The organism is Bdellovibrio sp. HAGR004 (genome assembly GCF_055397015.1).
In genome coordinates, this window is sequence record NZ_AP029176.1 from 941883 (window position 1) to 964843 (window position 22961).

Annotated in this window: 25 protein-coding genes and 1 tRNA gene; 13 read left to right on the top strand and 13 right to left on the bottom strand. The window is 47.0% G+C overall.

The genetic code is table 11. The annotated features are described in order from the left end of the window. Nucleotides 1-90: 90 nt before the first annotated feature. The 4 genes from ACZ5ZV_RS04810 to ACZ5ZV_RS04825 all read left to right on the top strand — a co-directional run bounded on the left by ACZ5ZV_RS04810 (nt 91) and on the right by ACZ5ZV_RS04825 (nt 5056). Nucleotides 91-837, top strand: a complete 747-nt coding sequence (locus tag ACZ5ZV_RS04810) for a substrate-binding periplasmic protein (protein ID WP_464120279.1) — start codon at nt 91-93, stop codon at nt 835-837. A 95-nt stretch (nt 838-932) separates the two neighbouring features. Then, nucleotides 933-3431, top strand: a complete 2499-nt coding sequence (locus ACZ5ZV_RS04815) for an RCC1 domain-containing protein (RefSeq protein ID WP_464120280.1) — start codon at nt 933-935, stop codon at nt 3429-3431. A gap of 233 nt (nt 3432-3664) precedes the next feature. After that, nucleotides 3665-3952 (top strand): hypothetical protein, encoded by a 288-nt coding sequence (locus tag ACZ5ZV_RS04820; protein WP_464120281.1) that lies wholly within the window; start codon nt 3665-3667, stop codon nt 3950-3952. Nucleotides 3953-4063: 111 nt separating this feature from the next. Then, nucleotides 4064-5056: a pectin acetylesterase-family hydrolase gene (locus ACZ5ZV_RS04825; RefSeq protein WP_464120282.1), complete on the top strand. Its 993-nt coding sequence runs from the start codon at nt 4064-4066 to the stop codon at nt 5054-5056. A 3-nt stretch (nt 5057-5059) separates the two neighbouring features. Here the strand turns inward: ACZ5ZV_RS04825 and ACZ5ZV_RS04830 are convergent, their stop codons facing one another. Both ACZ5ZV_RS04830 and ACZ5ZV_RS04835 read right to left on the bottom strand, forming a co-directional pair. Next, entirely contained in the window at nt 5060-5737 is a 678-nt protein-coding gene (locus ACZ5ZV_RS04830; RefSeq protein ID WP_464120283.1) for an ankyrin repeat domain-containing protein, read from the bottom strand. Next, entirely contained in the window at nt 5734-6516 is a 783-nt protein-coding gene (locus ACZ5ZV_RS04835) for a hypothetical protein (protein WP_464120284.1), read from the bottom strand. The genes ACZ5ZV_RS04830 and ACZ5ZV_RS04835 overlap by 4 nt, the downstream gene beginning before the upstream one ends. A 222-nt stretch (nt 6517-6738) precedes the next feature. Here ACZ5ZV_RS04835 and ACZ5ZV_RS04840 point away from each other — a divergent pair, with 222 nt between their 5' ends. The 5 genes from ACZ5ZV_RS04840 (at nt 6739) to ACZ5ZV_RS04860 (ending at nt 10423) form a co-directional block, all read left to right on the top strand. Next, nucleotides 6739-7938, top strand: a complete 1200-nt coding sequence (locus tag ACZ5ZV_RS04840; protein ID WP_464120285.1) for a hypothetical protein — start codon at nt 6739-6741, stop codon at nt 7936-7938. Between the two features lie 302 nt (nt 7939-8240). Then, a complete protein-coding gene (locus ACZ5ZV_RS04845; RefSeq protein WP_464120286.1) occupies nt 8241-9455 on the top strand; it encodes a tyrosine-type recombinase/integrase in 1215 nt (404 codons plus the stop codon). Nucleotides 9456-9556: 101 nt separating this feature from the next. Beyond that, nucleotides 9557-9633 (top strand) — tRNA-Arg (locus ACZ5ZV_RS04850). A 41-nt stretch (nt 9634-9674) separates the two neighbouring features. Then, complete coding sequence (locus tag ACZ5ZV_RS04855) at nt 9675-10016, top strand: nucleotidyltransferase domain-containing protein (RefSeq protein WP_464120287.1); 342 nt, start codon at nt 9675-9677, stop codon at nt 10014-10016. Next, entirely contained in the window at nt 10013-10423 is a 411-nt protein-coding gene (locus ACZ5ZV_RS04860) for a HEPN domain-containing protein (RefSeq protein WP_464120288.1), read from the top strand. The genes ACZ5ZV_RS04855 and ACZ5ZV_RS04860 overlap by 4 nt, the downstream gene beginning before the upstream one ends. A 32-nt stretch (nt 10424-10455) precedes the next feature. Here ACZ5ZV_RS04860 and ACZ5ZV_RS04865 read toward each other — a convergent pair whose 3' ends face one another. Beyond that, nucleotides 10456-10710, bottom strand: coding sequence for a helix-turn-helix transcriptional regulator (locus ACZ5ZV_RS04865; RefSeq protein ID WP_464120289.1), 255 nt, complete (start codon nt 10708-10710; stop codon nt 10456-10458). Nucleotides 10711-10901: 191 nt separating this feature from the next. Here ACZ5ZV_RS04865 and ACZ5ZV_RS04870 point away from each other — a divergent pair, with 191 nt between their 5' ends. Next, the gene (locus ACZ5ZV_RS04870) at nt 10902-12251 is read left to right on the top strand and encodes a hypothetical protein (RefSeq protein WP_464120290.1); all 1350 of its coding nucleotides are present in this window, start codon (nt 10902-10904) and stop codon (nt 12249-12251) included. A gap of 5 nt (nt 12252-12256) precedes the next feature. After that, nucleotides 12257-13030, top strand: a complete 774-nt coding sequence (locus ACZ5ZV_RS04875) for a hypothetical protein (protein WP_464120291.1) — start codon at nt 12257-12259, stop codon at nt 13028-13030. A gap of 78 nt (nt 13031-13108) precedes the next feature. Here the strand turns inward: ACZ5ZV_RS04875 and ACZ5ZV_RS04880 are convergent, their stop codons facing one another. From ACZ5ZV_RS04880 to ACZ5ZV_RS04890, 3 genes are all read right to left on the bottom strand, one after another. Next, on the bottom strand, nt 13109-13510 hold the full coding sequence (locus ACZ5ZV_RS04880) for a hypothetical protein (RefSeq protein WP_464120292.1): 402 nt from the start codon (nt 13508-13510) through the stop codon (nt 13109-13111). After that, nucleotides 13510-13800 carry a hypothetical protein gene (locus tag ACZ5ZV_RS04885; RefSeq protein WP_464120293.1) on the bottom strand — a complete coding sequence of 97 codons (291 nt, stop codon included), beginning with the start codon at nt 13798-13800 and terminating at the stop codon, nt 13510-13512. The genes ACZ5ZV_RS04880 and ACZ5ZV_RS04885 overlap by 1 nt, the downstream gene beginning before the upstream one ends. Before the next feature lie 147 nt (nt 13801-13947). Beyond that, nucleotides 13948-14997, bottom strand: coding sequence for a hypothetical protein (locus ACZ5ZV_RS04890; RefSeq protein WP_464120294.1), 1050 nt, complete (start codon nt 14995-14997; stop codon nt 13948-13950). 244 nt (nt 14998-15241) lie between these two features. Between ACZ5ZV_RS04890 and ACZ5ZV_RS04895 the strand changes: the two genes are divergently transcribed. After that, entirely contained in the window at nt 15242-15436 is a 195-nt protein-coding gene (locus ACZ5ZV_RS04895) for a hypothetical protein (protein WP_464120295.1), read from the top strand. Nucleotides 15437-15584: 148 nt separating this feature from the next. After that, entirely contained in the window at nt 15585-15848 is a 264-nt protein-coding gene (locus tag ACZ5ZV_RS04900; protein WP_464120296.1) for a hypothetical protein, read from the top strand. A 53-nt stretch (nt 15849-15901) separates the two neighbouring features. On the opposite strand, the gene ACZ5ZV_RS04905 is transcribed toward ACZ5ZV_RS04900, so the two are convergent. The 7 genes from ACZ5ZV_RS04905 to ACZ5ZV_RS04935 form a co-directional block, all read right to left on the bottom strand. Then, nucleotides 15902-16570, bottom strand: coding sequence for a hypothetical protein (locus tag ACZ5ZV_RS04905; protein WP_464120297.1), 669 nt, complete (start codon nt 16568-16570; stop codon nt 15902-15904). 198 nt (nt 16571-16768) lie between these two features. Then, entirely contained in the window at nt 16769-17836 is a 1068-nt protein-coding gene (locus ACZ5ZV_RS04910; RefSeq protein ID WP_464120298.1) for a hypothetical protein, read from the bottom strand. A 292-nt stretch (nt 17837-18128) separates the two neighbouring features. Then, entirely contained in the window at nt 18129-18920 is a 792-nt protein-coding gene (locus ACZ5ZV_RS04915; RefSeq protein WP_464120299.1) for a YihY/virulence factor BrkB family protein, read from the bottom strand. Between the two features lie 54 nt (nt 18921-18974). Beyond that, nucleotides 18975-19877, bottom strand: a complete 903-nt coding sequence (locus ACZ5ZV_RS04920) for an MBL fold metallo-hydrolase (protein WP_464120300.1) — start codon at nt 19875-19877, stop codon at nt 18975-18977. Further along, on the bottom strand, nt 19870-20619 hold the full coding sequence (locus ACZ5ZV_RS04925; RefSeq protein ID WP_464120301.1) for a lysophospholipid acyltransferase family protein: 750 nt from the start codon (nt 20617-20619) through the stop codon (nt 19870-19872). Before ACZ5ZV_RS04925 ends, ACZ5ZV_RS04920 begins: the two co-directional genes overlap by 8 nt. Next, on the bottom strand, nt 20616-21560 hold the full coding sequence (locus ACZ5ZV_RS04930; protein WP_464120302.1) for a phosphatidate cytidylyltransferase: 945 nt from the start codon (nt 21558-21560) through the stop codon (nt 20616-20618). The genes ACZ5ZV_RS04925 and ACZ5ZV_RS04930 overlap by 4 nt, the downstream gene beginning before the upstream one ends. After that, entirely contained in the window at nt 21560-22957 is a 1398-nt protein-coding gene (locus ACZ5ZV_RS04935) for a sigma-54-dependent transcriptional regulator (RefSeq protein ID WP_464120303.1), read from the bottom strand. Before ACZ5ZV_RS04935 ends, ACZ5ZV_RS04930 begins: the two co-directional genes overlap by 1 nt. Between the last annotated feature and the right edge of the window lie 4 nt (nt 22958-22961).

The following is a 22961-nucleotide window of genomic DNA, read 5'->3' on the forward strand; positions in this document are numbered from 1 at the left end:
GACTTTGAGTTTATCCATTAGAAAGTCTGAAAGGGAATCCGAACTAAAAAGGAGTTGAATATTGTCAGCTCTAAATTCATGCTAGTCGGAATGTTTTTAAAAACGCTGCTGTTTATTGTGGGTCTTGTTATTTCTTTTCCGGCGATGGCCGAAAAAGTTGTCTTTGCTTCTTACGAAGATATTCCGCCCAAAATCTATCGGGACAAAGGGGAGCTGAAGGGCACTTACGTCGAGATCATTCGGGAGGCGTGCAAAAGAATGAAGGTTCAGCCTGAATTCGTGACGTTCCCCTGGGCGCGTGCTGTGGTGATGGCTCGCACGGGGAAGGTGGATGCGCTCTTTCCCCCGTTTGTGACCGAGGAACGAAAAGAATTTCTCTATTTTCATGAACCGGTCAGTGAAACCCGTAATATGGTTTTTGCGCTGAAGAAGAGAAAGTTTAAAATTCGCAGCCTCGAGGACCTCAAAGGTCTGACGGTGGGAGTGAATGATCAATACTCTTATGGACCGGAGTTCGATGCCTATAAAAAGAATTTGCGATTGGATCTTAGTGGCACTCAGGAAATGCTGATTCAGAAACTGGGGCGCTCTGAGGGGGTCAAACGTGTGGATGTGGTAGTGGCATCAGAGGAAGCGTTCCGCTTCATGAACAAAAAACTGGGATACAGGGATATCTTTGAATCTGTTTATCTGGTTTCTGAAAACCCGTCCTACGTGGCCTTTTCCAAGGCCCGAGGGCCTGGTAGCAAAGAGCTGGCAGAGCGCTTCGGAAAAACCCTGCAGCAGATGAAAAAAGAAGGCGTGATCCAAAAGATTTTTGATGATTACATGAAATAGAGATTTTGCGTCTCAACTTGAGAGACGAAAATTCAGCGAACAGTTAATTATGAGCATTCCTTTGGTCGAAGTTAATCTCCGCCGATCAATAAAACATGAGAACGTTTCTTCGTATTATGCTTTACCTAAGTTTGGTTGCTGGCCTGGGAGCATGTTCTCTGGATGCCTCTTTCGAGGATCTTAGTCAGCTTCCGCCGACACTTTCAAAGGAGGAAAGCTTTTATGCGGACTATCCTCCCGCTGAGATCTCTTTTTTAAAGTCATCTGATGTGCAGGTGAAAACTGGACAGACCAGCAAGCAGGAAATAGTCGTGACCATGGCGGAAGCCAGTCCGACGAATATCTATGTTCGATACACCTTGATTCCGGAACTCAGCACGGCTCAACAATCGGTGAACCATAATCTTCAAGATGGAGTGGTGATGATTCCCGCCGGACAAACCGAGGGAAAAATAACCTATGATTATTTTGGATCGTCTTCGGGTTCGAAAACTTTGCAGGTTGCTTTAAAAGAGGTCATTGGCTATCCGTCCTACTTTAAGCAGCAGGTGATGCGTCGGTTTGTTCTTGATCCTGCCGAGGATAAAACATTTATAAAAGTCAGCAGGGGCAGTGATTTTTCCTGCGGTATTTCTACGGGCGGAGTCCTGAAATGCTGGGGGCAGAATTCGGCCTTGCAGTTGGGAGCACCGGGGCCTGGACAGAATAGTCCCGTGGTTGTGGACGGTGGTGTCCTTTACAAAGACGTCGAGTTGGGGATGACGTCTGGTTGTGCGATCACGACGGCCGGGATAGTCAAATGCTGGGGCGGCGGGGCTGCCATGGCCGAAGTGGATGCGGCAGTGACTTACAAAAAGGTGGCCCGAGGAACCAGCCATGCCTGTGGGATCACAGATGGTGGTGTTCTGAAGTGCTGGGGTAAGAATGATTATGCGCAAATGGGAACGGGGAGCACCAGTCCTTCGAGTACCACATTTGATCCAACGGAACTGGATCCTGGAGTTCTTTATAAAGATGTCACTGCCGGTGCCTATCACAGCTGCGCAATTACCACTGACAATGAATTGAAATGCTGGGGGACCAACAGTTCTTTGCAGGCGTTGGGAACGGGCGGTTCGCCGGTGGCAATCACGACTGTGGATGCCGGGGTTGAATACCGTCAGGTTTCCGCTGGGACCAGTCACACCTGCGCCATCACAATGGACGATAAGCTCAAGTGTTGGGGTAACAATGCTTCAGGTCAGGTGGGTGACGGAGTTGGCACGGGGAACAACCCTGTGACAGCGATTGATTCAGCGGTGACCTATTCATCAGTAAGCACGGGTGGTGGGCATACTTGTGCCATTACCAAGAACGACAAGCGTCTTAAATGCTGGGGTGGTGGTGATTACGGGGAGTTGGGTTTAAACTCAACGGGTAAAGCCCTCGTGCCGACGCAGGTATCTGATGCAAGCTATTTGACAGTTGCCACTGGAATTGTCGGAACCTGCGGAATTCAAACTTCGGGTGTGATGTTCTGTTGGGGCGAAAATGGAAGTGGGCAGAACGGTGACGGCATGGCCTCTGTCCGACCTGTCCCTATTGTCGTCGACAATGGGGAGCAATATCAGTTGATGGATGCCGGGATCCTTTATCATGTCTGCGGTATTACAACGGCGGGTGTGCTGAAGTGCTGGGGGAACAACGGCAATGGTCAGGTGGGTGATAAATCAACGATCACTAAACCGTTCCCAGTGGAAGTGGACCGTGGAGTCAAATACAAAGCCGTTTCGCCCGGGAACTATCATACATGTGGGATTACGGTCGATGGAGTTTTAAAATGCTGGGGCGCAAATGGGATCAATCACCGTCTGGGCGATGGTATCACCACTCAGCGCGCGGTTCCCAAAGTTGTGGACAGTTCAGAGAAGTTCCTCAAGGTTTCTGCCGGAGGCGACCACTCTTGTGCATTGACGGATCAGAATAAGATCATGTGTTGGGGACTTAATGATGTCGGCCAACTGGGGAATGGCACCACGGACACCGCCAGCAAACCTCAATTTGTGGATTCAGTAGAAAGCTTTAAAGACATTGCCGTCGCCGGAAACAAGGCCACTTGTGCCTTGACCGGAGCGGGAGCATTGATGTGCTGGGGTGGTGCCGGGCATTTTGTGCCAGAGAATGTTGACGCGGGAACGGTTTACGAATCACTCAGCCGCAGCGGGAATAACTTCTGCGCCAAAACCCAGGCCGGGGTTTTCAACTGCTGGTCGTCAGGAACCTATCCGACCAGCTTTACAGCTCAGCCTGCGGATCCTGGATTTGTGCATCAGGCCTTGGACGTGGGGTTTGCTCACAAATGTGTACTGACCAGTACGCAGGATATTCGTTGTTGGGGCAGCGGTTCTGACGGGCAGTTGGGGAATGGTCTGCAGGTTGTGCAGGCTTCAGCAGTACCGATTTCTTCTTCGGATAAATACAAGGCTGTGGCAGTCGGGCGATATCATAGTTGCGGCATCACGTTGGCGGGAGCTTTGCACTGTTGGGGCTCTGATCGTCTGAATCAGCTCGGAGCAGGGCGTTTGGTGAATGTTCCTTCGCCAGTGAAGCCTTAGTCTGTAAAGTCCTGAAGGGTGGACTTGTTTTGTCTTATGTGCTATAGTGAGCACATGCTTATTTATTCCTTTTATTCAGTCTCAGAGTAGTTTGTTGGAAGGACCTTAAGTCTTAGAGGTCTTTCCCTTCGTCGTCCTATCTTCAACAGAATAGATAATAGAATAGGTTTGAAAGCAGATGGCCACGGCCGTAAGGCTTTGTCCGTTGGATTTCTTAGAAAGAAAACAGAAGAATGAAGAAGGTAATACAGGTAGAGGAATCAAGCCCGGTTGAAAATTGGGAGCGCTGGTGGCATGCACTGTCTATCTCAGACACGATCTTGTCGCGGTCTGCAGAAGCCCCTTCGGCGGAGGAGATTTGCAATTATCTGGAAAGTATCGAAGTGGTCTTTGAAGATGCCTGCGATCCGGCCGAGGATTTCAAAGCCTATGCGATCCGGGCACTTTGTCAGGCCGTGCGACGGACTTTGGAAAATGGAAAAGAGTCCTTAGTAAAAGGCCCTGGGAGTCTGGAGGAGTGATCGATTTTTTCAATAAAACACGAAACCAAGGGCGTGTATTGAGGTCTTTCTTGAGATTTTAATTTATCGGGCATTGGCAAACTCTTAGCATTGTAATGTAGGAGTTTTTCTATGAAGACCGTTGTCGTTCTGTTGTCTTTTTTGATTTCCACTCAAGTGTGGGCCCGCTCCTGGGAAAGAATTCAGATCCCTGGCGCTTATTGCGGGGACGGCAGTCAGTACTCGGTCTTTCTGGACCAGCGTCGTAAGGATAAAATCTTAATTGAGTTCATGGGCGGAGGAGCCTGCTGGTCGGAGTCCACCTGTCACGGTCTGGATCGAAAAACTTGGATCTATAAAATTCCGGCAGTTCCGGCTTTTAGCTATTTAACGGCCGAGTCGGCATCCCATCCCTGGACAGATCATACGGCGCTTTATTTTCCCTATTGCACGGGGGATGTTTTTTCAGGTCGTCATGTGGCGCGCTACACGGAGTACTCTGCGCGCCAAACCTGGCATGTCGGTTACACAAACATCCTTAAATCTTTAAACTATCTCCGCGATCGAAAGATTTTAAACTTTGATAATTTTGAGGACGTGACCTTGTGGGGTGCTTCTGCAGGTGCCATTGGCGCTTTGGTTCATTCCCACACGATTTCAGCCGCCTTCCCGAGGGCGACACAGAAAACTCTTTTGGCCGACAGTCCGGGATTGCATTTTGGGGATAAGTTCTTTGATAAGTTTTCTTCTCAAATGCGGGCAGATTTCAAACAGGCCTTTGCGGCGGTCGGGTTGATCTATCCAGAGCACAGTGGCTTCGTGGCTCCGTACTTCGGTCCGGTCTTTGCGCAACTGCGGGACTGGAAGGTCGGTCTTCTGCAGGCCACCAAGGATGTTGTCATGGCCGTGGTATTTGGTGAGATCTCTCCGCAAGAACATGAAAGACGTGTGCTTTCAGAAGGTGGCATTGTTGAAGTCTCTAAACCCTTCAATCATGTCCAGGTTTGGGCGCCTCGTTGCCTGATGCACACCTTCTTGTTAGCGCCACCGAGCGCCGGAATGGAAAACGAGGAAAACTTGTCAGCCATCCGCTTTGCTGAGCGAATCTATCACGAGAAAAGATAGCCCCTATCGTGCTCCGGCTTTTTCCAGAATCGCCACGATTTCCTTAAATCCCTTTTTTTTGGCGTGGGTCAGGGCCGTTACCTTATCCCGATCCGGGATGTTCACATTGGCGCCCGCATCGACCAGAATCTGAATAATTTGTTGATGAACAGGGCCGCCATCACTTAAGACAACGGCTTCCATCAAAGCTGTCCAGCCCAGGTTGTTGACATGATTTATATCAATGGGTGTTTTGACGAGTTCCTTCACAACCTCGACATGACCTTTTTCCGCGGCTGGAATTAAGGCAGTGCCTCCGAAACGATTGTATATTTTGAAGTTAGGTTTGGACTTCAGAATCATTTTCAGTATTTCCAGTCGGCCTTCTGCCCCCGCATAAAGCAGCGGACTGTCCTGAATTTGATCCTGAATGTTCACATCAGCACCAGCTTCAATCAGAAGCTTGGCGATTTCGACATCGTTATTGCGGGTGGCAATCAACAACGCCGTTCGGCCTTGAGAATCTTTTTCGTCAATTTTAATTTTTTGTTTCAGAAGGGCGCGGACCATTTCGGCATTGTTCTTCTTTGTGGCTTCCAACAGTTGAGATTCCAGGGGTTTAGTCTGCACGTCTTTGTCCTTGCTGCAAGAAATGGATGCGATCAGTGTCGTTAAGAGAATGATTAAAACCTGCCTTCTCATAGAGCCTCCGGTTTTTCAGGAACGCCGAACTTTTCCAGTTCTTTGATCACAGTTTTAGGCAGGACCGTGGCATTCGGTCCGACGGTGGCACGGCGACCTATTTCGACTCCGCCCAGAACTTTTGCTGCAAGTCCTATGGTGGCGCCCGAGCCAATTTTCAAGTGATCAATGATAAGATAACCTTTCATTCCGTAGTGGGCCATCAAATATGCAGATCCCCCGATAGTGACATAGTCACCCAACCTGATAAGGGCCGGATCCGAGATGTTGGAGGAATTGATCATACAGGCTTTGCCAATCTTCATGCCCATGGCGCGGAAGAAGAAGATATTCAACGGTGTCGGTGTGATAAAGTCCAAGACTGTGTAGCGCACCAGATAGGTCAAGGCATTGTGATAAAACCAGGGGATGGATTCCAAAGAAAACCAGGGACCACGATAAGGTTTGATAAATGGCAAGGCGGGCGCATTCAAAACGGGCACGACAACAATCAGAACAAAAATGAAGGCAACGAAACCTCCTGCCAAGGAGAGCCCCAGACACAGCGCCTGCAGCAGATCCGGCAGGGCCGTGCAGTTCGCAGACACCCAGCGGAAGAGATAAATCCCCGGGGCCAGCGAAACCCCCAGACAAATTACATAGGCCAGAAGAACTGGAATGATGGCAACCAGGTATGCTATCTGACGAAACTTGCGAAGAAAGCTTTCAAGCATCCCGGAGGCTCCGGTTTTTACAGATCGCTCGGCATTGATATCCTGAATGTCCTGATGATGTGTCATTCTTTCATAGTGAAATCTTGGAGCAACCTGGTCACGTCTTTTTTTTGGTTCAAGAAGATCATTTCAACACGAATGTAGACGCTGCTGATGTTCGCTGAATTTTAAGAGACAACAGAGGGCTGATTTTACTGTTAATTTTCTGCAAATTTTAAAAGGAGAGCTTTCGTTACCTCTTCCGTTCGGGTAAACAGCGTCCACTTCATTTTTAGCAGGAAGAAGATTATGAAATACTTTGTTCTTACTTTTTTCGCGGTTTTTATCTGGGCGCAGGACAGTTTGGCCATCTTTCTGGCGACAGATCCTGGTCAGCTTCGGTCGGGCGTCCCCACGGATGTGTTTGTTGCGGGAGATGGAGATGATCATGGAAATTTGTTTTTAAAATCGGCTATTCTGGCGGCGAAGGTATCACGCGATCGCTTTCCTCAGCGTCAAAGAATTATCATCAGTGCAGCCAATGACTTGTATTCCGATCAGCAACTTTTGGCTAATGCGGGTTTTAAGCTCCACATCGCAGATTCCTCCAGATTGGATAAATCCCAGATCCTAAGCGCATTGAAGTTTCCCCGTTCATTGCTGACATCGCTTCAGTTCTTTGTTCACTCAAACCCTCAGACGGGGATTGTGTTGCATAAGAGAACCAAGCGGTTGGCTCACACGGATGCAGAGTTTTTTCAGATGGGAAGTTTTTTGGCGCGCAATGCGGTTGTGATTTTCCATTCCTGCAACTCGGGGTGGTTCCTGGCTCCGGCGGCAGCGAAGCTGTGGGGGCGCCCGGCCTTTGGCACCTTCACGGCGGATGACTTTCAAGAGCCGATGTCTGATGGTAAATGGTACTATCATGATGCCGGCAGATATCCGGAACATCTTTCCCGAGTTGGTAACACGACTCGCATTCTTCGTCAGAGCATGCGCTGCGGATCCCACGATTGTCTGCGTTTAAAGCCTGTGAACAATAACTATTCAGGTATGATGGGCCGATTTGATAAGGGCCTGGGTTTCTATAAAGGTTTTGCCAAGAGCGAGGCGGACTTGCCTCAGGCGATGATTCATTATGCGCTGCTGATGCCTTCGGTGACGCCGCTGTCGATGCAGTCTTCGCGCGCAGAGTTCATGGCTGTCGTCAAAGACTGGATGTGTCCTTCGGATAAAAGCGGTTCGCTATTCGCAGCTTGTAGCAAAGCGATCGATAGCAAATCTTTTGAATCGAACCCGAAGTTGAACTTCTACGCCGGGACCCCGGTATCTTGCTCAGCTTCGCAATGTTATACCATCGTGAAATGCAGTACCTTCAAGTCCGCTCTGGGAATCAAATCCTGTAAGACTGTGGATGTTCAGGACAAGCCCTCGACAGTCTTTAGTGATCAAATGAAGCAGATCATGAAAGGTGTTCAGATGTTTGAAAAAGGGCAGATCTCTTTATAGAGGTCCGCCTTTAAGTCGGTTCGGTGCATAAAAGCGCCCACTTTTTAGGTGCCTTAAAATTGAATAGATTTGAAATCAGCCTTCGAGTTGTTCGGTAAATGAGCCTAGGAACCAAATAAATTCTTGAAATCGGGGACTTCTGCCCCTATAAGAAAGATTCACTCAGCGTGATACCGTGGTTCCGTAGCTCAGCTGGATAGAGCATCTCCCTTCTAAGTCCCAAAACTGACAAGTTCAAAGTCTAATTCCACCTAAATATCAATCAGTTAGCCTTTTGTGCTGGATAAAACTTAGGTCCAAAGTTGGATAGCAAATATCCAACTGGTCTCACCGTTTTCTCGCCGTGGCTACATAATGAGAAGGTGGGAGAATTGAAACTCGCAACCAACATTCAAGAGTCGGCCACTGAGTGGTCAAAGTGGTATCTCGTCCGTGAGAAAAACCGAAGCGGTATAGAGCGAAACTGCATCAAGCGTTATCGTAAAGTGAACGGCAAAATTACGTGGAACCGCTATCCCGCCAAACACTACAAAGACATGAACGAGACGGAACTCGGGGCTCTTCTTCGTCGTCTTAACGCTTCATTTGTCACTGAGAAAAAACTGGCCGAAGAACGCTACAACTTCCAACATGCGTTTATCAACATCACATCACTCTCTGCTTTTGAGAAGCATCTTAAAAAACAAACCACGACGAAAGGTTCCGCAAGTTATCCCGTCACCATTCTTCAAAAATATGTCTTTGAGTTTTTCATTATCAAAAATGATTTAGCTGACCCGAGCAAGTGGCACCTCAAAGAAGATGACTGGGGTGAGTGGCTTTTGGACCAAGATTTGTCTGTCGCTCTTTTGAAAAGAATTGTTTCCACGACGAATCGTTTCCTCAGATTTCTGACTCAAAAAGTTTATCCCGAGATGCCAACTCCTCGAAAATTGGAGCCCATCGGTCGAGCTAAGTTCAGTGAAATCAACTACCTCAAAAAGAAAAAGGGCGATGGCGACGAATCGAAATATGTCCCTGATGCGACTTACAAAAAAATCTTAAAAGCGGTGGAGGAAGAGGACGCAAGTCTGCTCCCGAACATCAAACTCTGCTACGCCTTTGGCCTGCGGATAAATGAATCGCTCGGTTTTTCCCGCTTGAAACTGCTGAAAGAAAGTCTTTTGGTGGACGAGCAAGGGGCCGGAGTGAAAGACGGAAAAATCCTCACCCGCAAAGTGAAAACCAATGTCCGCAAAGTTCCTTATTGGAATATGGACGCAAAAGAAGCTTGGGAACTGATTCAAAAAATTGTCCCTCTACACCCAAGCACCCTAAATAAACGGGTAAACAAAATCCTTGGAAAATTCGGGCACTCTTCCCACGATTTCAGACGGACATTTATCACTGACGCCCACCGCAAGCATCACTGGAAAGACGTTCAACGGGCGGCTGGTCACACGACGCATCAGATGACGATGAAATACGACCAAGACGACAGGCAGTTTTCTAACGAGCTGGCAGACCTCGGAGATTAATTTTCAAAAAAAATGGATGACACGAGGATGCTTTTGGCTTATTTTGAAAGCCCTCTTCCTTGCTATAAAGATAAGAATTCATTATAATTTTTGGCAGATGTGGCTCCATAGCTCAATTGGATAGAGCACTACCCTTCTAAGGTAGGGGTTCCAAGTTCGATTCTTGGTGGAGTCACCAGTTTTTCCTTACAGACGTCTGTAAGGAAAGAAGGGATGACAATGGGCTTGCTAAAAATGATTCCAAATCCAGCGATGAACCAGTGGGCTCAACAAAAAGCCGTGGAAGTTCTGAACGCCATTCCTTCACAAGATTTAATTTTGGAAGCTTATCTTTTTGGTTCCGCAGTGGAAGGCGTTTTCACTGACGACTCTGATTTGGATTTTGTCGTCGTTGTTAAAGACGAAGCGTCCATCAAGCAACTTCAAAAAGAAGTTTATGCTCCTCGGTTTACCGACATTGCGATTGATTGGATTTTCAAAACTAAAAAATCTTTTGACGAGCGGAAAGATTTTGGCGGAGTTTGCTTTGATGCCTTTCATCACGGGAAGAAACTGCGATGACACCTCCGAATCTAAAAAAACGTCTCTACAAAAAAGAATATTCCAAAGAGCTTTTGAAAATTGCAGCGGGTGATTTAGATTCTGCGGTAGCCCTTTCCAAAGCGAAGTCTGGCCGACCCGAGAACATTATTTTTTTAGTTCAACAGTCTGTCGAGAAATATATCAAGGCTGTGCTTGTTCACTTGCAGATTGGCTTTCCCATCGTTCATGACTTGGGAATTTTGGTGGCTCTCTTGCCTGACGACAAGATGCCCCCAGAGGGCTTTGGATTGACTGAGCTGAATCCTTTTGCAACTGTTCGCCGTTATGAAGAGGGTCAAATCCCACTGACGACCGAAGAAATTGAGACATCCTTGACGACGGCCCGACAGGTTGCTGATTGGGCCAAAGCCAACACATCAAAATAGCTCTTACAGACGTCTGTAAGAGTTGAGATAGCTTACTTGCCAAAACTGACTGGAATATCCATTACACGGCAAATATAAAAAAGAAACGGAAGGCTAGGAAAACGTCTTCCTTGTTCAATATATCCAAGGGCAACCACTGTTAAATCAAGCATCTCAGCCAATTGCTCTTGAGTCAGCCCCATTTCCTCTCTACGACTCTGAATAACGACGGAAATTTGCCTCAATTGAGCTTCAACAGCTTTTCTATGTTTGGTCGGAATTTTGTCAATTCTTGCTCGGTCTTTCACTCCTTTATTTTCGTTTTTACTCTAACTATAAGTTAACTAACTGAAAGTTAGTTTTTGTGATAAATGGGTATGCTTTTGGCATATAGGCTTTATGGAATCAGCCATAGCGGTTTATTTCCTTGCTTGGGTTGAGCAAGGGCCACTAATGGGCACAAACGACTAAAAGTTTAACAGTGAACTGGGGCTACTATATGAAAGCAAAAATTATCGCTATAATCGGACTACTGTCCTTTTCATCAATCGCTCTGGCTCAACCAGACTATAACAACTTGGCCGCTACACTCTACCCGACAAACCAAGAGGACCAGGCTTTCATCGAAAAATTTTTCGAAATTGTTGAAGCCCACAAGACCGCTGACCCACTTTTGGAGGGACGAGGTCCATCCATCAAAGAATACAGTATAGACAAGATTAAATTTTCATTTATTACAAATATTACGGACAAGACGGTTGACCTTATTTTTTTCAACTGGAAACTACCGATTTTTCAGGGGCTTGAATTGAATCAAAGGCTCACTGACCTTTACGGCTCCAATGTTTACATGATGAAGAACGTCAATAGAAAGTCTATCGCAAGCCAAGGGCAAGACCGCAGTCAGCTTACCAATTTCTCTTATATGTTGGGGGCGAATACGATGGAAAAGCAGATTAAAAAAGATGCCCCTCCTGGCTATCAAGTGCCGGAACAGTATCTAAACTGGAAACCAAATCCTGAATATATGGACCGTTCAACCCCATTAAGACAAACACTCGATGCAAATACGCTTGTGATGCTTTCACCGAACAAACAGGTGTTTTTAGAAGGCATGGGAGTCCCGAAATCGTCTTGGCCGTTTATGGAGGCCCATTTTGCTAAAAATGGGGGTTTTCAGAATGTTGTTATGGGAATGATGGTTCACGAGATGTTTCACGTGAAAGAAGGCCAGGACCAGGTCAATGGACTCTCAATAAGAAGAAAAGTTGACGAGAACCGGAAGGAAATTATCGAGCAACTGCAAAAAGACGCCTATCTTCGTGACCTAATGGCGACCTATGTTCGAATTGTCTTCTCTATTGGTGATAGCCTAAAAGACCAAAAAATCAGTGCTGTGGAACTTGAAAAACTCGCTGACCTCAAATCGATTATTTCTGAAATGAAAAAGAATTATTCCGAATCTTGGAAGTTTATCTGGAACTACGAATACACTGAGGGGTTCGCTGAATACGTTTCGGCCTATTCAATGATACAAGTGGGCGTTACGACATTTGCTCAAAAAATTGACCTTGAAAAAGCCGATGTTTCAAATAACTTCGCATACCGCACCGGAGCCCTTGGCGGACTTTATTTAGTTACTCGTTTACATCAGATGCCGTTTACAAATAATGAGGACCACAAAGAAAGCTTGTGGGAAATTATTCTTCGATTGGCAAAGGTTAATAGCGGAAATCAATCAGTGAATCATCTGATTTCAAAATATCAGAATATTCCCGGAGTCGATGGAAGCGATGAAGTAAAACGTGTGGTCGATTATTTGATTTCAACAGTTCAAGAAATAAAATAGAGGGTATGAATATGAAAAATAGCTTTTTATTAATGGTCCTTTCATCACTTGTTGTGGCCGGGTGTAATGTTAAATCAAGTGATGATATTAAAAAAGAAACTGATGAGATAATCAGAAAATCTCAGCAGGACATCGACGAGCTGACCAATTCTCTATACAGAGGCGGTCAACCCGGAAAAATTACTGTCAGAGGTATTATCGTTAAGAATAATGGTAATGAAATGCTTTTGGACGATAGACTTAAAATTCAGCAAATCGGTGGTAAAGGAAATCGAGGGGTTTCTCAAACATTGGTATCTGACAAAAATAAGGCCGTGCTCTCCGAGAACTACGATACAAAAGCTCTTTCTTCTTTTTCTGACTCAAAAAAGTATATCAATTTAGGTTGTGAAAATCTGATGCCCGAAGAAACTGAAGGTCTTGAACAAGAATCTGAAAAGGCTTTGACCGATTCAGTTCTTTCTCTATCTGCAAAAAAGATTTTTATCTGTGGAACCCCAAAAATTTCCCAGACATTTGTTTCTTTGTCTGCGGACCAGCTTGTTCTAAAAGATGCAACTCTTGAAGTTAAAGCAGTGATTGGTAGCTTGAATATTTCAGCATCAAAAATTGAATTAGTCGGCACGAACCTAATTGAAACAAAAGGCGTAGACTCAACAATAAGCGTGATGGACGCCCCTTCTTTGGATTTGTTGGTTGCCAACGAAATCACTGGCGAAGGCACTTTGAGAATTGCTTCGACCGGTGGAAATTGCGTTCAGAAAGACGAAAAGAAATAAGCACCCACTAAAACACCAAGGCCCGTGAATATCCTAAGACAAACACGGGCCATTGGCTTCAAACCTCGGCTGATAAAGTTAAACGACCACAAATCCTAAACTCTCGGCATGGCCTCGTAGAATTCGCTGTTTGAATTCATAGCGGGGTTTTATTTCTTTCATCTCATACATTCCTTGACCGAAAATCGGGTCTTCCCAGATTCCGGTGTTGGCCTTCAAGTAATCCATCGCACCTTTGAATAAGACCGCCATACGAGGCCAGTATTCATAACAACGAGGGTCTCTCTCGTGAAGAACTACAAAATCCACACAATCAAGGGCTTCTCTCACGGAAAGGGGCCAGCGTCGGTCAATCACTACGGCTTCGTAATAATTGACCTGATACTCGGTCATATATCGTATTTCTTGAACTTCATCGGCGGAGATTTCCTTTAAGAAAATCCCTTCCAACTTTTTGAATATCGGGCGAAGGCGTTTCATTATTCCCCCTCGCTCATTGCTTGAATGATTTTTGGGTCTTTGATTTCTTTAAGACCCGTATAAAAAACCTGACCTTGATAGGTGGAAATCTTCACCATCAACAGATGCCAACCTTTCGCAAGCGGTTGGTCAAATTTCACCTTGCCTGTGTCTGGCAAAAATCCCTCTTTCCCGTCTTCACCCATCACTTTTTTAGCGTTGTTAAAAAAGGATTGATAAACAACTTTACCTGTTTCTGGATTCACTGATTTTTTAGAGAGAATCACCTCAACTAACATAAACATTTTCATAACTGCCTCCTGGGCGTTTTATTGTTTTGAACTCACACCACGTGCGTTCTTAAAAAATAAATGGAAAGGAGGTTTCTCTAAAAAAAGATGCCCAATTGCCTACGGCAATTCGCACCTGATAGAACAGGTGCGACCGTCGCCAGAAGCCTACGGGCTTCCCTTACGGTCGCCCTTTGGCTTCTGGCTCGGGGGCATATCACTCGGCTTGCTCAATTCCCCCTCATTTTTTAACCACTCCATTTGTTCTTGAAAAATACGGGTGAGGTCTTCGGCAGTTTGGTTTTCGTTGATGCCGTATCTGATAAAGTCACGGGCCATGTCCCTGATTTTCACTTCTTTAAAATCATCAAATAGGCGATTGAGTTTTTCTTTTTTTGCCCGTTCAAGTGTCGTGGGTTCAAACTCACGGAATAACCTGCGGAAGCGGGCCTCATCATGGCCCCCCTTGGTCTTTATGCGGTGATAGTCGCCCCAGTGCTTCAGAATGGTCTCACAGAAGGTAGATTCCTTACAGACCGTCTGTAAGGCTCCCTGAACGGCTACCAATGCCTCTCCAGTTTTCACCCGAAGCTCCACCCGTGTAATCGGCTCATCCTTCTCGGCCAGTGTCTCAAAATAAGACTGCTTGATGGGGTGAGGATTGCCGTCAGTGATTTCAACACGTTTGTCGTAAACGGTCAGACTCCACCTCTGGAGCTGGATTGTGTAGCCCGTGAATAGCATTTCGCCGTTGCGGTCTTTCGTTTGATGCTCGTGGTAGTTGAAGGCAAAGCCCCATTCATATCGCTTGGATTTTGGGTTGGGGAAGGCCTCCGCCAGAGGAAGGCCAAAAATATCCACGGCCACATCAACCCGTGTCAGTTTCCACTTCATACCTTCAATCGTTCGGATGACTCCCGCTATTTTTTGAAATTCGTTGAATGGCTCCGCAACAGCTCCCGTCCAGTAAAGCCCTTGGAGTTCAACTTTTGCCGACCCTTCATCATTTGTTGAGAGCCTGAAACCTCGGTCAATGAATTGCTCAAAGAACCAACCACCGCCAAAACCTGCGTAGGTCTTTTCGTTTTGCTTGACTCCGATTTTGTCTCTGAGAATTTTTAGAAGCTCTGCCCCTCGTTTTTCACTTCCCACACCATAGATGGTAATCCAATCAGCGTGAGTCATTTCGGTTCTTGATTTTCGTTTGGTCTTTTTCATTCCCTTTAAATGGAATTGGACCTTTTATTTCTCAAAACCTCCTGAATACCCCCACAGTTTTTGAAAAGCTTTGTTCTTACGGCTCTGAAGAAAAACCGCCGCCAAGATTACTTGTCATGGTTTTCTCCGCCGTCGTTCATTTGATTTTTTTATTTTCCTGAACTGATGGGGCGTTTGTGTATCGCCACTACACAAGAGACTTGTGAACGTAGTGGCTCAACAACGAAAACCTGAGGAGGTTTTTATGAAGAAAAAAGTGACTCAACCCCAAGCGGGTCAATACAAAGACGAACTCATCATCATTGAACCGATGAAAGTCCGTCTTTCTAAGAAAGGGAATACCGTGATGGTTTTCCTGAATCAAAAAACAGTGATGATGTTTTCTAAGAAATTCTTAGATGCCGTCATCAGTCGCAAGTATCAAAAACGGGGGGCCTAAAAGGGCCCCGCCCTTTTTATGGAGGTGGTTATGAATAGAGAAATCAAATCGCAATACTTCTTTTACCGGAAGTTTCGTAAACAACTTAAAATCAGTGTCCTCACAATTTTTACTAATGGCGAGTATATCTGGGAAGGAGCCTAATTTTATGGACTATCAGTTTATAGTCGGGAAATTATCCGACGTGATTTGGCATTCGGCGATTTTGGTCTCGCTGGTTGGCTTGATGAAAATCTTTTTGACTCAGTATTTTCTCTATAAAATCACTGTGGCTAAGAAAAGTGAAATCAAGCTCACAAGAAACGGCAAAACTGCTTCGTATTCCAACTATGAAGACCAGGCGGAGAAAGTCGTCAACATCTATAAAAACTTGGAATCCGTTGACGACGACGTTTTTAATAAATCGTCATAGAAAAAAACAACCCCCTGAGATTACTCAGGGGGTTCCTAAAAGGACCCAATCACTTAGGCCACTTTTTTATCTAAATACCACTTGGAGATTTCCCCAAGCACGGAATCAAGATTCTTGTCCAAGGACGAATCACCGTCAAACTCAACCCGAACTTTATCAAAGTTGGATTTAATTTTTTCGGCAATCACCTTAACATTCACCGTTGAATCACTTGAACCGGCCTTGTCCGCTTTAACCCGTTTCTTAGGGTTGTCCGCCCGAACCAGTTTCTTGATTTCTTTGAACGGCAACTTTTTAAGTTCCGCCGTTGGATGCTTGGTCATAAACTTTTTCAAGTTCACGGCGTCCAAACGGGACAACTCAATTAGCACCGTAGTAGGTAAACCAAGGCGGTGAAGGTCTTTCCGTTCCGCAAGCCTAATCAGTTCCGTCGTGTAGGTTTCACCGCACTTGAATCTGACTTGAACGAATTGACGAAATGCCACTTTCGCCTGATACGAACTTGCCTGACCTGAAACCGTCAGGTGAGTGATAATCTCACCTTGTAGTTTCGCAAGTAAGCCCCCAAGATTCACGGCTATTCGCCGCTCACTTAGGAAAGCCTTATCAATAGCGGCCACCGTTTTAGAAACGGATTTCACCACTGACGGCGTGATTAAAGGGTGGAACACTGGGACCTTTGAAGGTTTTGAAGCACCTACAACTTTACTAATTTTCCCCACTGGGAACTCCTATTTAAAACTCAGGTCTTACAATCACCCCGCCGGAAACCTTTGGGTCGCAACCTGCCTGAATTGTTCCCAGTGTTCCACGAAGCGAAATCTCAAATAGAGACTCTGAGTCGGGACTACCGCCACGGGTTTCTCATAGATATTGCAAATATATGTTTTAACTCTGGAAAGAGATGAAAAACGGCGTTTCTAAGCCGTTCGTTTTCCGTGAGAACCACGGATAAGATGAAATGGCAGTTCGCCCGTTTTTTCGAGCAGCTCCTCGTTTTTCTCTACGATATAGTCCATCAATGCGTCGTCAACAAATCCACGCTCAAACGCAATAGACTCAACGTCTCGCTCTTGTTCCGCATATCGCTCACGCCCAAGTAAGAACGTCGAGTTTATATCGAAATCAAAATGCTGTCCCGATTCAAAACTCAACTTGTTTGACGCCAGCTCATAGAGGCGTCGTTGTTGAGGACTAGCTCTGTTCGTGAATTCCCCATACACGCCCATAAACACTAAGATATAAACTTTGAAATAAATGAAATTTCTATGGTCCATCACGACTTGACCATCATGGAACGACAGAAATTTACCCCGTGCTTCCGTTCCCAAAATTCTATCGTAAGCCCATTGCTCTAAATCCCGCATGGACTTCCCGAGGTCCTTCGACAAGTTTTCAAAAACAGGATTTGTTTTTGCCGACTTGTTTATCTCACGGTGAACTTTTTTGAGAAGCTCAACGTGCTCATAAAGTTCAGCGTTCAAATCCCGCACGAAATCCATTTTCGTCGGGCGAATATCATCCAAACCAAAAAATGAGTCCTTAGAAAAATCCTGCACCAAATCTAAGATGCTTTCGTATTTTTCCTGAGGAGTGCCGGTCAGCTTTTCCAACGCATCGGCATAGTGATTCACGCCGTAATCAAAAAGACCTCGGTCATGGCTTTCAACGGACGCCCGAAAGATGAACTCTAAAACTTGATAGGTCTCAAAGGCCATATCCCAACGTTCAAACAAGTAGCGGAGGAATTGGTCCGGTCCCTTATACATTTTGCGGCGGGCGTGCCGTATCGCTTCGCTTTCTTCGCCACGGGTTTGCTTAACATCTTCTTTCATTCGCTCTTTTTTTGACCCCTCGTAAGAGCGGAACAATTCACTTTTCTTTTTTGTCAGGTCTGCCTCTTTCCCGAGGACAGCCAAAATTTCCGCCCACCTTGCGAGGGCGTCTTCTTTCTTTTCAACGGATTGGACAACGAGGGTGCAAGACATCCTTTGATTCTCTCGCCCTATGAGAGTTCGGTCATCCAACCTCCGCCTCATACATCAAAAACTAGCTATTCGTTTTAGCTCACAATTTTCTTACTAGCCCCACGTCTGGGTGCTTCTCGCTTTGACAACCCATTGAAATCACATTAAGAATTAGTCCCGGTGGATAAGCCCGAGACCTTCTAAGGAGAGGGTCGTACGTTCGAGTCGTACCGGAATCACCACTTTCTTTAATTAATCAATAAAATTAATAACTTATAGTCTTGTCGGGTCTTTGGGGTCGAATTGTCGCGAACTATGCAATGTGTCGTTTTTGCAGGCTCGCACACAGGGCGACGCCTCCCAGGATTACATACCACAGTGTCAGAATCCATAGAAGCAACAGGGGCAGGGCCGCGAAAGAGCCGTAAAGTTTATTATAGGCAAAGAATTTCTTGGCCAATAGAACGTAGCCTTTGTGAACCAGGAAAAGGCTGATCGAAGCCAGTACCGAACTAATGACAGCGGCTCGCGTTCGCACTTGCACGTCAGGAACCATCTTATAGACCAAAAACAAGGTGCCGACCAGAACCAGCGAGTTTGAAACCGAGGCCGGGATCACGCGGTGAACGAATTCAAACTGTTCCAGTGAAGTAAAGCCCACATAGATCGCCAGAAAAACCGGGATCGCCAGCACTAGAGCCCAGTGATAGATCAGGCGCTTGTAAAACGGTCTGGTGTTGCGCTGATTCCAGACGCGGTGAATGCCGACTTCCATGTCGTGCATCAGACGGATCGACGTGATGAACAGGAAGACGGCACCGGCGGTCCCCAGTTTACCGGCGTTTACGTTCTTTAGGACGATCTTCATCATTTTGGTAAAACCACTGCCTGCGGCTTCCTTCATATTTGAAAGAAGCAGGGCTTCGACTTTGGGATAAAGAGCCTCCAGGCCCCCAATGGATTGAAAAGTTGCCAGAACAACGGCGATAAAAGGAACCAGAGCCAGAGCAGTGGAAAAAGACAAGGACGCGGCGACCAGTTGCAATTCACCATCGCGCATTTGTTGAAGGGTGTCTTTAAGTACGCTCCACAGTCTTTTTAGCAAAATGCAATCCAGTTCCGCGAGCCCCGCCCGCTGCACGTTCGGCGCGTGAGTGCGCTACAGCCAGAATCTTTTTTGAACGGCGAAATCGTTCCCGCTGCGTTCAATCAGAGCCGCATCACAGTAAGGATCGTGCTCAAAGAAAAGATACCATGAATGATCTGCTGCTTCACTAAGATACTTGGTTTTTTCCTCGATCAGCGTCAGCGGATGCAGGTCGTAACCCATTACCCAAGGCAGTTTCACGTGTGTGCTGGTGGGAACCATGTCCCCGCAATACAACAACGTGGTGCTGCCATCGGTGACTTTGATAACCTGCTGACCTTGGGTGTGCCCGTTGCTGATGATGGCAGAAATACCGGGCAGGAAGTTTTCCTGAGCGCCATTCATGATATTCACAACGCCCGCATCAATCAGTGGCTGGAAGTTCGCAGGATAGTAGCTGGCTTTTTCGCGCAAGTTGGGGTTGGATGCGGTTTCAAGGTTCGCTTTTTGGATCCAGTACTTTGCATTCGGGAATGTAGGAACCAGCTTGCCATCTTTTTCTGTGGTCCCGCCGCCGGCGTGGTCGAAATGCAGATGAGTCAAAATCACATGATGGATATCTTCAGGTTTTACATGATGATGCTTCAGGGAGTTGAGCAGGGACGGGCCGTCGCTGTGAATGTTGAACAGTTCAGCAAACTTGCCACCCAGCTTTTCACCGTATTTGGCAATGAAGTCACCACCGTTGCCGGTGTCGATCAGAATATTGCAACCCGGGGACTTTAACAGCAGACCACGGGCCTCCATCGAGATTCGATTTTTTTCATCAGGTGGATTGCTGCGCTCCCACAGAACTTTCGGGACGGTACCAAACATCGCGCCGCCATCCAGTCCAAACAGACCTGTCGGGATGGGGCAGACCTCATAAGGTCCGATCTTTAAGTGTTTGTTTTCGATTTGCAGTTCGTTATTCATGAGGTTTTTCCTCCGTAGCAGCCGGGAAGGCATCCGGGTTGATGGTCATAACCCAGCTCTTATAAGCAGCATACACCTCTTGAATCGGACCCGGTGGATGAACTGGACCGACGTGCAGGGTCAGTTTTCCAGGACGAGGCATGCTTTGACCCTTGGGCCAAAGTTCCATCACGCCATCCAAGTAGGTGAACAACAAAGGTGTCTGAGTGCGCTCTGAAAAGATCGAAACGCCCCGTTTGAATTCCTGAATTTTCCCGTCTTTGGAACGGGTGCCTTCCGGGAAAATGATCAGCCACATGCGTGGAAGCTCGGTCAGAAGCTTCAAAATCAGATTGATGGCTTCACCTTTACGGTCCTTGCGGTCAATCGGAATGGCACCCAGGCAGTGTTGAGAGAAAAACATAAACAGCGGATTGCTGAAGAAGTAATCCTTCGCGGCAGCGATGTAAAGATTCAGCCAGTAACGGCGCGGGATGGAGGCGGCAATGGACACCGCATCCAGGTGACTGGCGTGGTTGCTGATGATGATCAGCTTCGGCTGCGTTTTATAGATTTCGGAAAAGGGGGTGCCTTTGACTTCCAGTCGGATGTAAAACTTGTACAGAATATTTTTAAGGATCAGCGACCACAAAAAACGCATGCACACACTGAAAAGATCAATGTGGCGGGTGAAAAGCGGCAAGTGCTTCAGGTAAGTGGGAAGCTTGGTCCACTGTTCGTTTTCGTAGTTCCAATCCTTCATAAAATGACCGTCATGACGTAATAGTAAATAGGAGCAACAAAGATCAAGCGGTCCATACGGTGCAGGAAGTCCCCGCGGCCGATGATGAACGGGCCCACGGTTTTCATGCCGGCATCACGGCGAACCACCGTCATCACCAGATCCCCGATAAAGCCGCCCATGGAGGCCACAAGACCGGAAGCAAGCCAGTACTTGTCAGACCCATCCGGCAAAAGGAAGCGCATGGAACCTGCCAGGAACAAAGTCAAAAGCATGGACACCACGGTACTGCCCACGGTACGGCGTGGATTGATGCCCGGGAACAGCTTCCAGCCACCAATGTAACGGCTGACCGCCAAGTTGGTGTTATCGCAGAACTCTGTCAGGATGATCAGGTACATCACCTGGAAGACCCCGTTCGGGAACTTCATGATCAGTCCCAGGTGCATAAACGACCAGCCAAGGAAGATAAAGGCCAGCAAGGTCAACGAGATGTATTGAATCATGCGTTTGTACGAGTTGCGCACCAAAGGCACCAGGCAGGTCACACCCAGAACCATCATTGGCATGGCATTGTAAATATCCAGGCGATCATACCAGGCACAGACCCCCAGGCCGATAATTCCCGCATAACAAATCAAAACAAAGTAACTGCGATGGAACATCCCCATGATTTGGAAGAAGATCTTTGCGCCTAAGATAGCCAGTGCGGTCAGAGCCACCAACGGCCAGGGCTCGGGCATCCCCATCGCCAGGAACATCAGTGGAGCTGCGATCAGCCAGGATTTGATGCTGGCCCAGGATTGAACGAAATAGTAATTCTTTTTACGGAACCAGAAAATGATAAAGGCCGAGGCAAAGATGATGGACAGGACAATCAGTACGGTCTGACGATAGATGTGGCTTTCCCAGGCCGTCGGCATGGCGATGCGGATGGGAAGATCAAGATCAAAAAAATCCATTAAGAAGGTTCCTCTTCAATTTTGTAGTCTTTGATTTTTTTGTATAGATTTGAGCGAGAGACTTTCAAAACTCGCGCGGCGTCTTCGATGTCGCTGGTTTGCTTGATGCAAGTGCGAATCACATGCGCTTCAAATTCCTCAACCAGGGTGTTGAGGCCCTTGTTGAAATCAATCACAGTATAAGATGGTGCTCCCACCGGAGTAGCCGCAGGCTTCAGCCATGCCGTAACATCTTCGGCACGAATGAAGGGCAGGGGGGACGTCAGGCTCAGCTGTTCGCACACGCGTTTAAGTTCGCGCACGTTTCCGGGCCAGTTATATTTTTTTAGGGCCTCAATGCCGTCGTCAGTGAAGGACTTGTTACGGCGCGGGCGTTCTGCATCCAGGAAGTGTTTTGCAAGCTCAGTGATGTCTTCCAGGCGTTCACGCAATGGTGGCAGTTCGATGCGCTGAGAAGCCAGGCGGTACAAAAGGTCTTCGCGGAATTCTCCGGCAGCGACCATTTTTTCAAGGGACTTGTTGCTGGCAACAATCACGCGGGTTTTAACTTGCGTGCTTTCTTTGGCTCCGACTCGACGAACTTCACCGGTTTCCAGAAAGCGCAGAAGTTTTGCCTGCTGGGTCAGTGGCAGGGCTTCGATTTCATCCAAAAACAAATCTCCACCGTGGGCGGCTTCGGTCAGGCCGATCTTGTTTTGATCCGCTCCCGTGAAGGCCCCCTTCATATGGCCAAACATTTCAGATTCAAATAAATTTTCCGGAATGCTGGCGACGTTAACTGCGATGAAAGGACGATCGCCCTCTTGTTCGTGCAGAAGTCTTGAAACAACTTCCTTTCCACACCCGGTTTCACCTTCGATCAGAACCGGACTGGTTTCGCCACGAAGATCTGCAATGCGCTTTTTTATTTTCAATGAGGCCGCAGATGTTCCCACCCAGCGTGTGCTTTTGCGGTTGGCTGCCGGGTCCACACTGCGCAGGTCCCAGAGGGCTTCGATTTTTTCCAGTACCAGAAGAATTTCTTCCGGCATCAGAGGCTTGGCCAGAAAGCGCTGGGCGCCGGCTTTAAGACAGCTTTCCATCAGCGGTCGGCTGAGGTCACCTGACATAGCCACAACTTCCAGTTGGTTGTTGTGCTTTACCAGTTTTTCAATCACCGACGGTCCCACGGCTTTGGTAGAGCCTGGTACCAGATGCATATCCACAAAGGCAGCATGATAGAAACGTTCGTATTGAATGGCCTCTAAAGTCTGGGCGGAAAACACCTTCCAGTGATTCGGAAGGGCCAGCTTCAGGGACTGATGAATCAATGGATCGTCATCCACGATAAGTAGAGAAAATACTCGAGTTGATGTCATAGACTCCAGCATACCCGAGACGTCTAATTTGACCATCATTAGC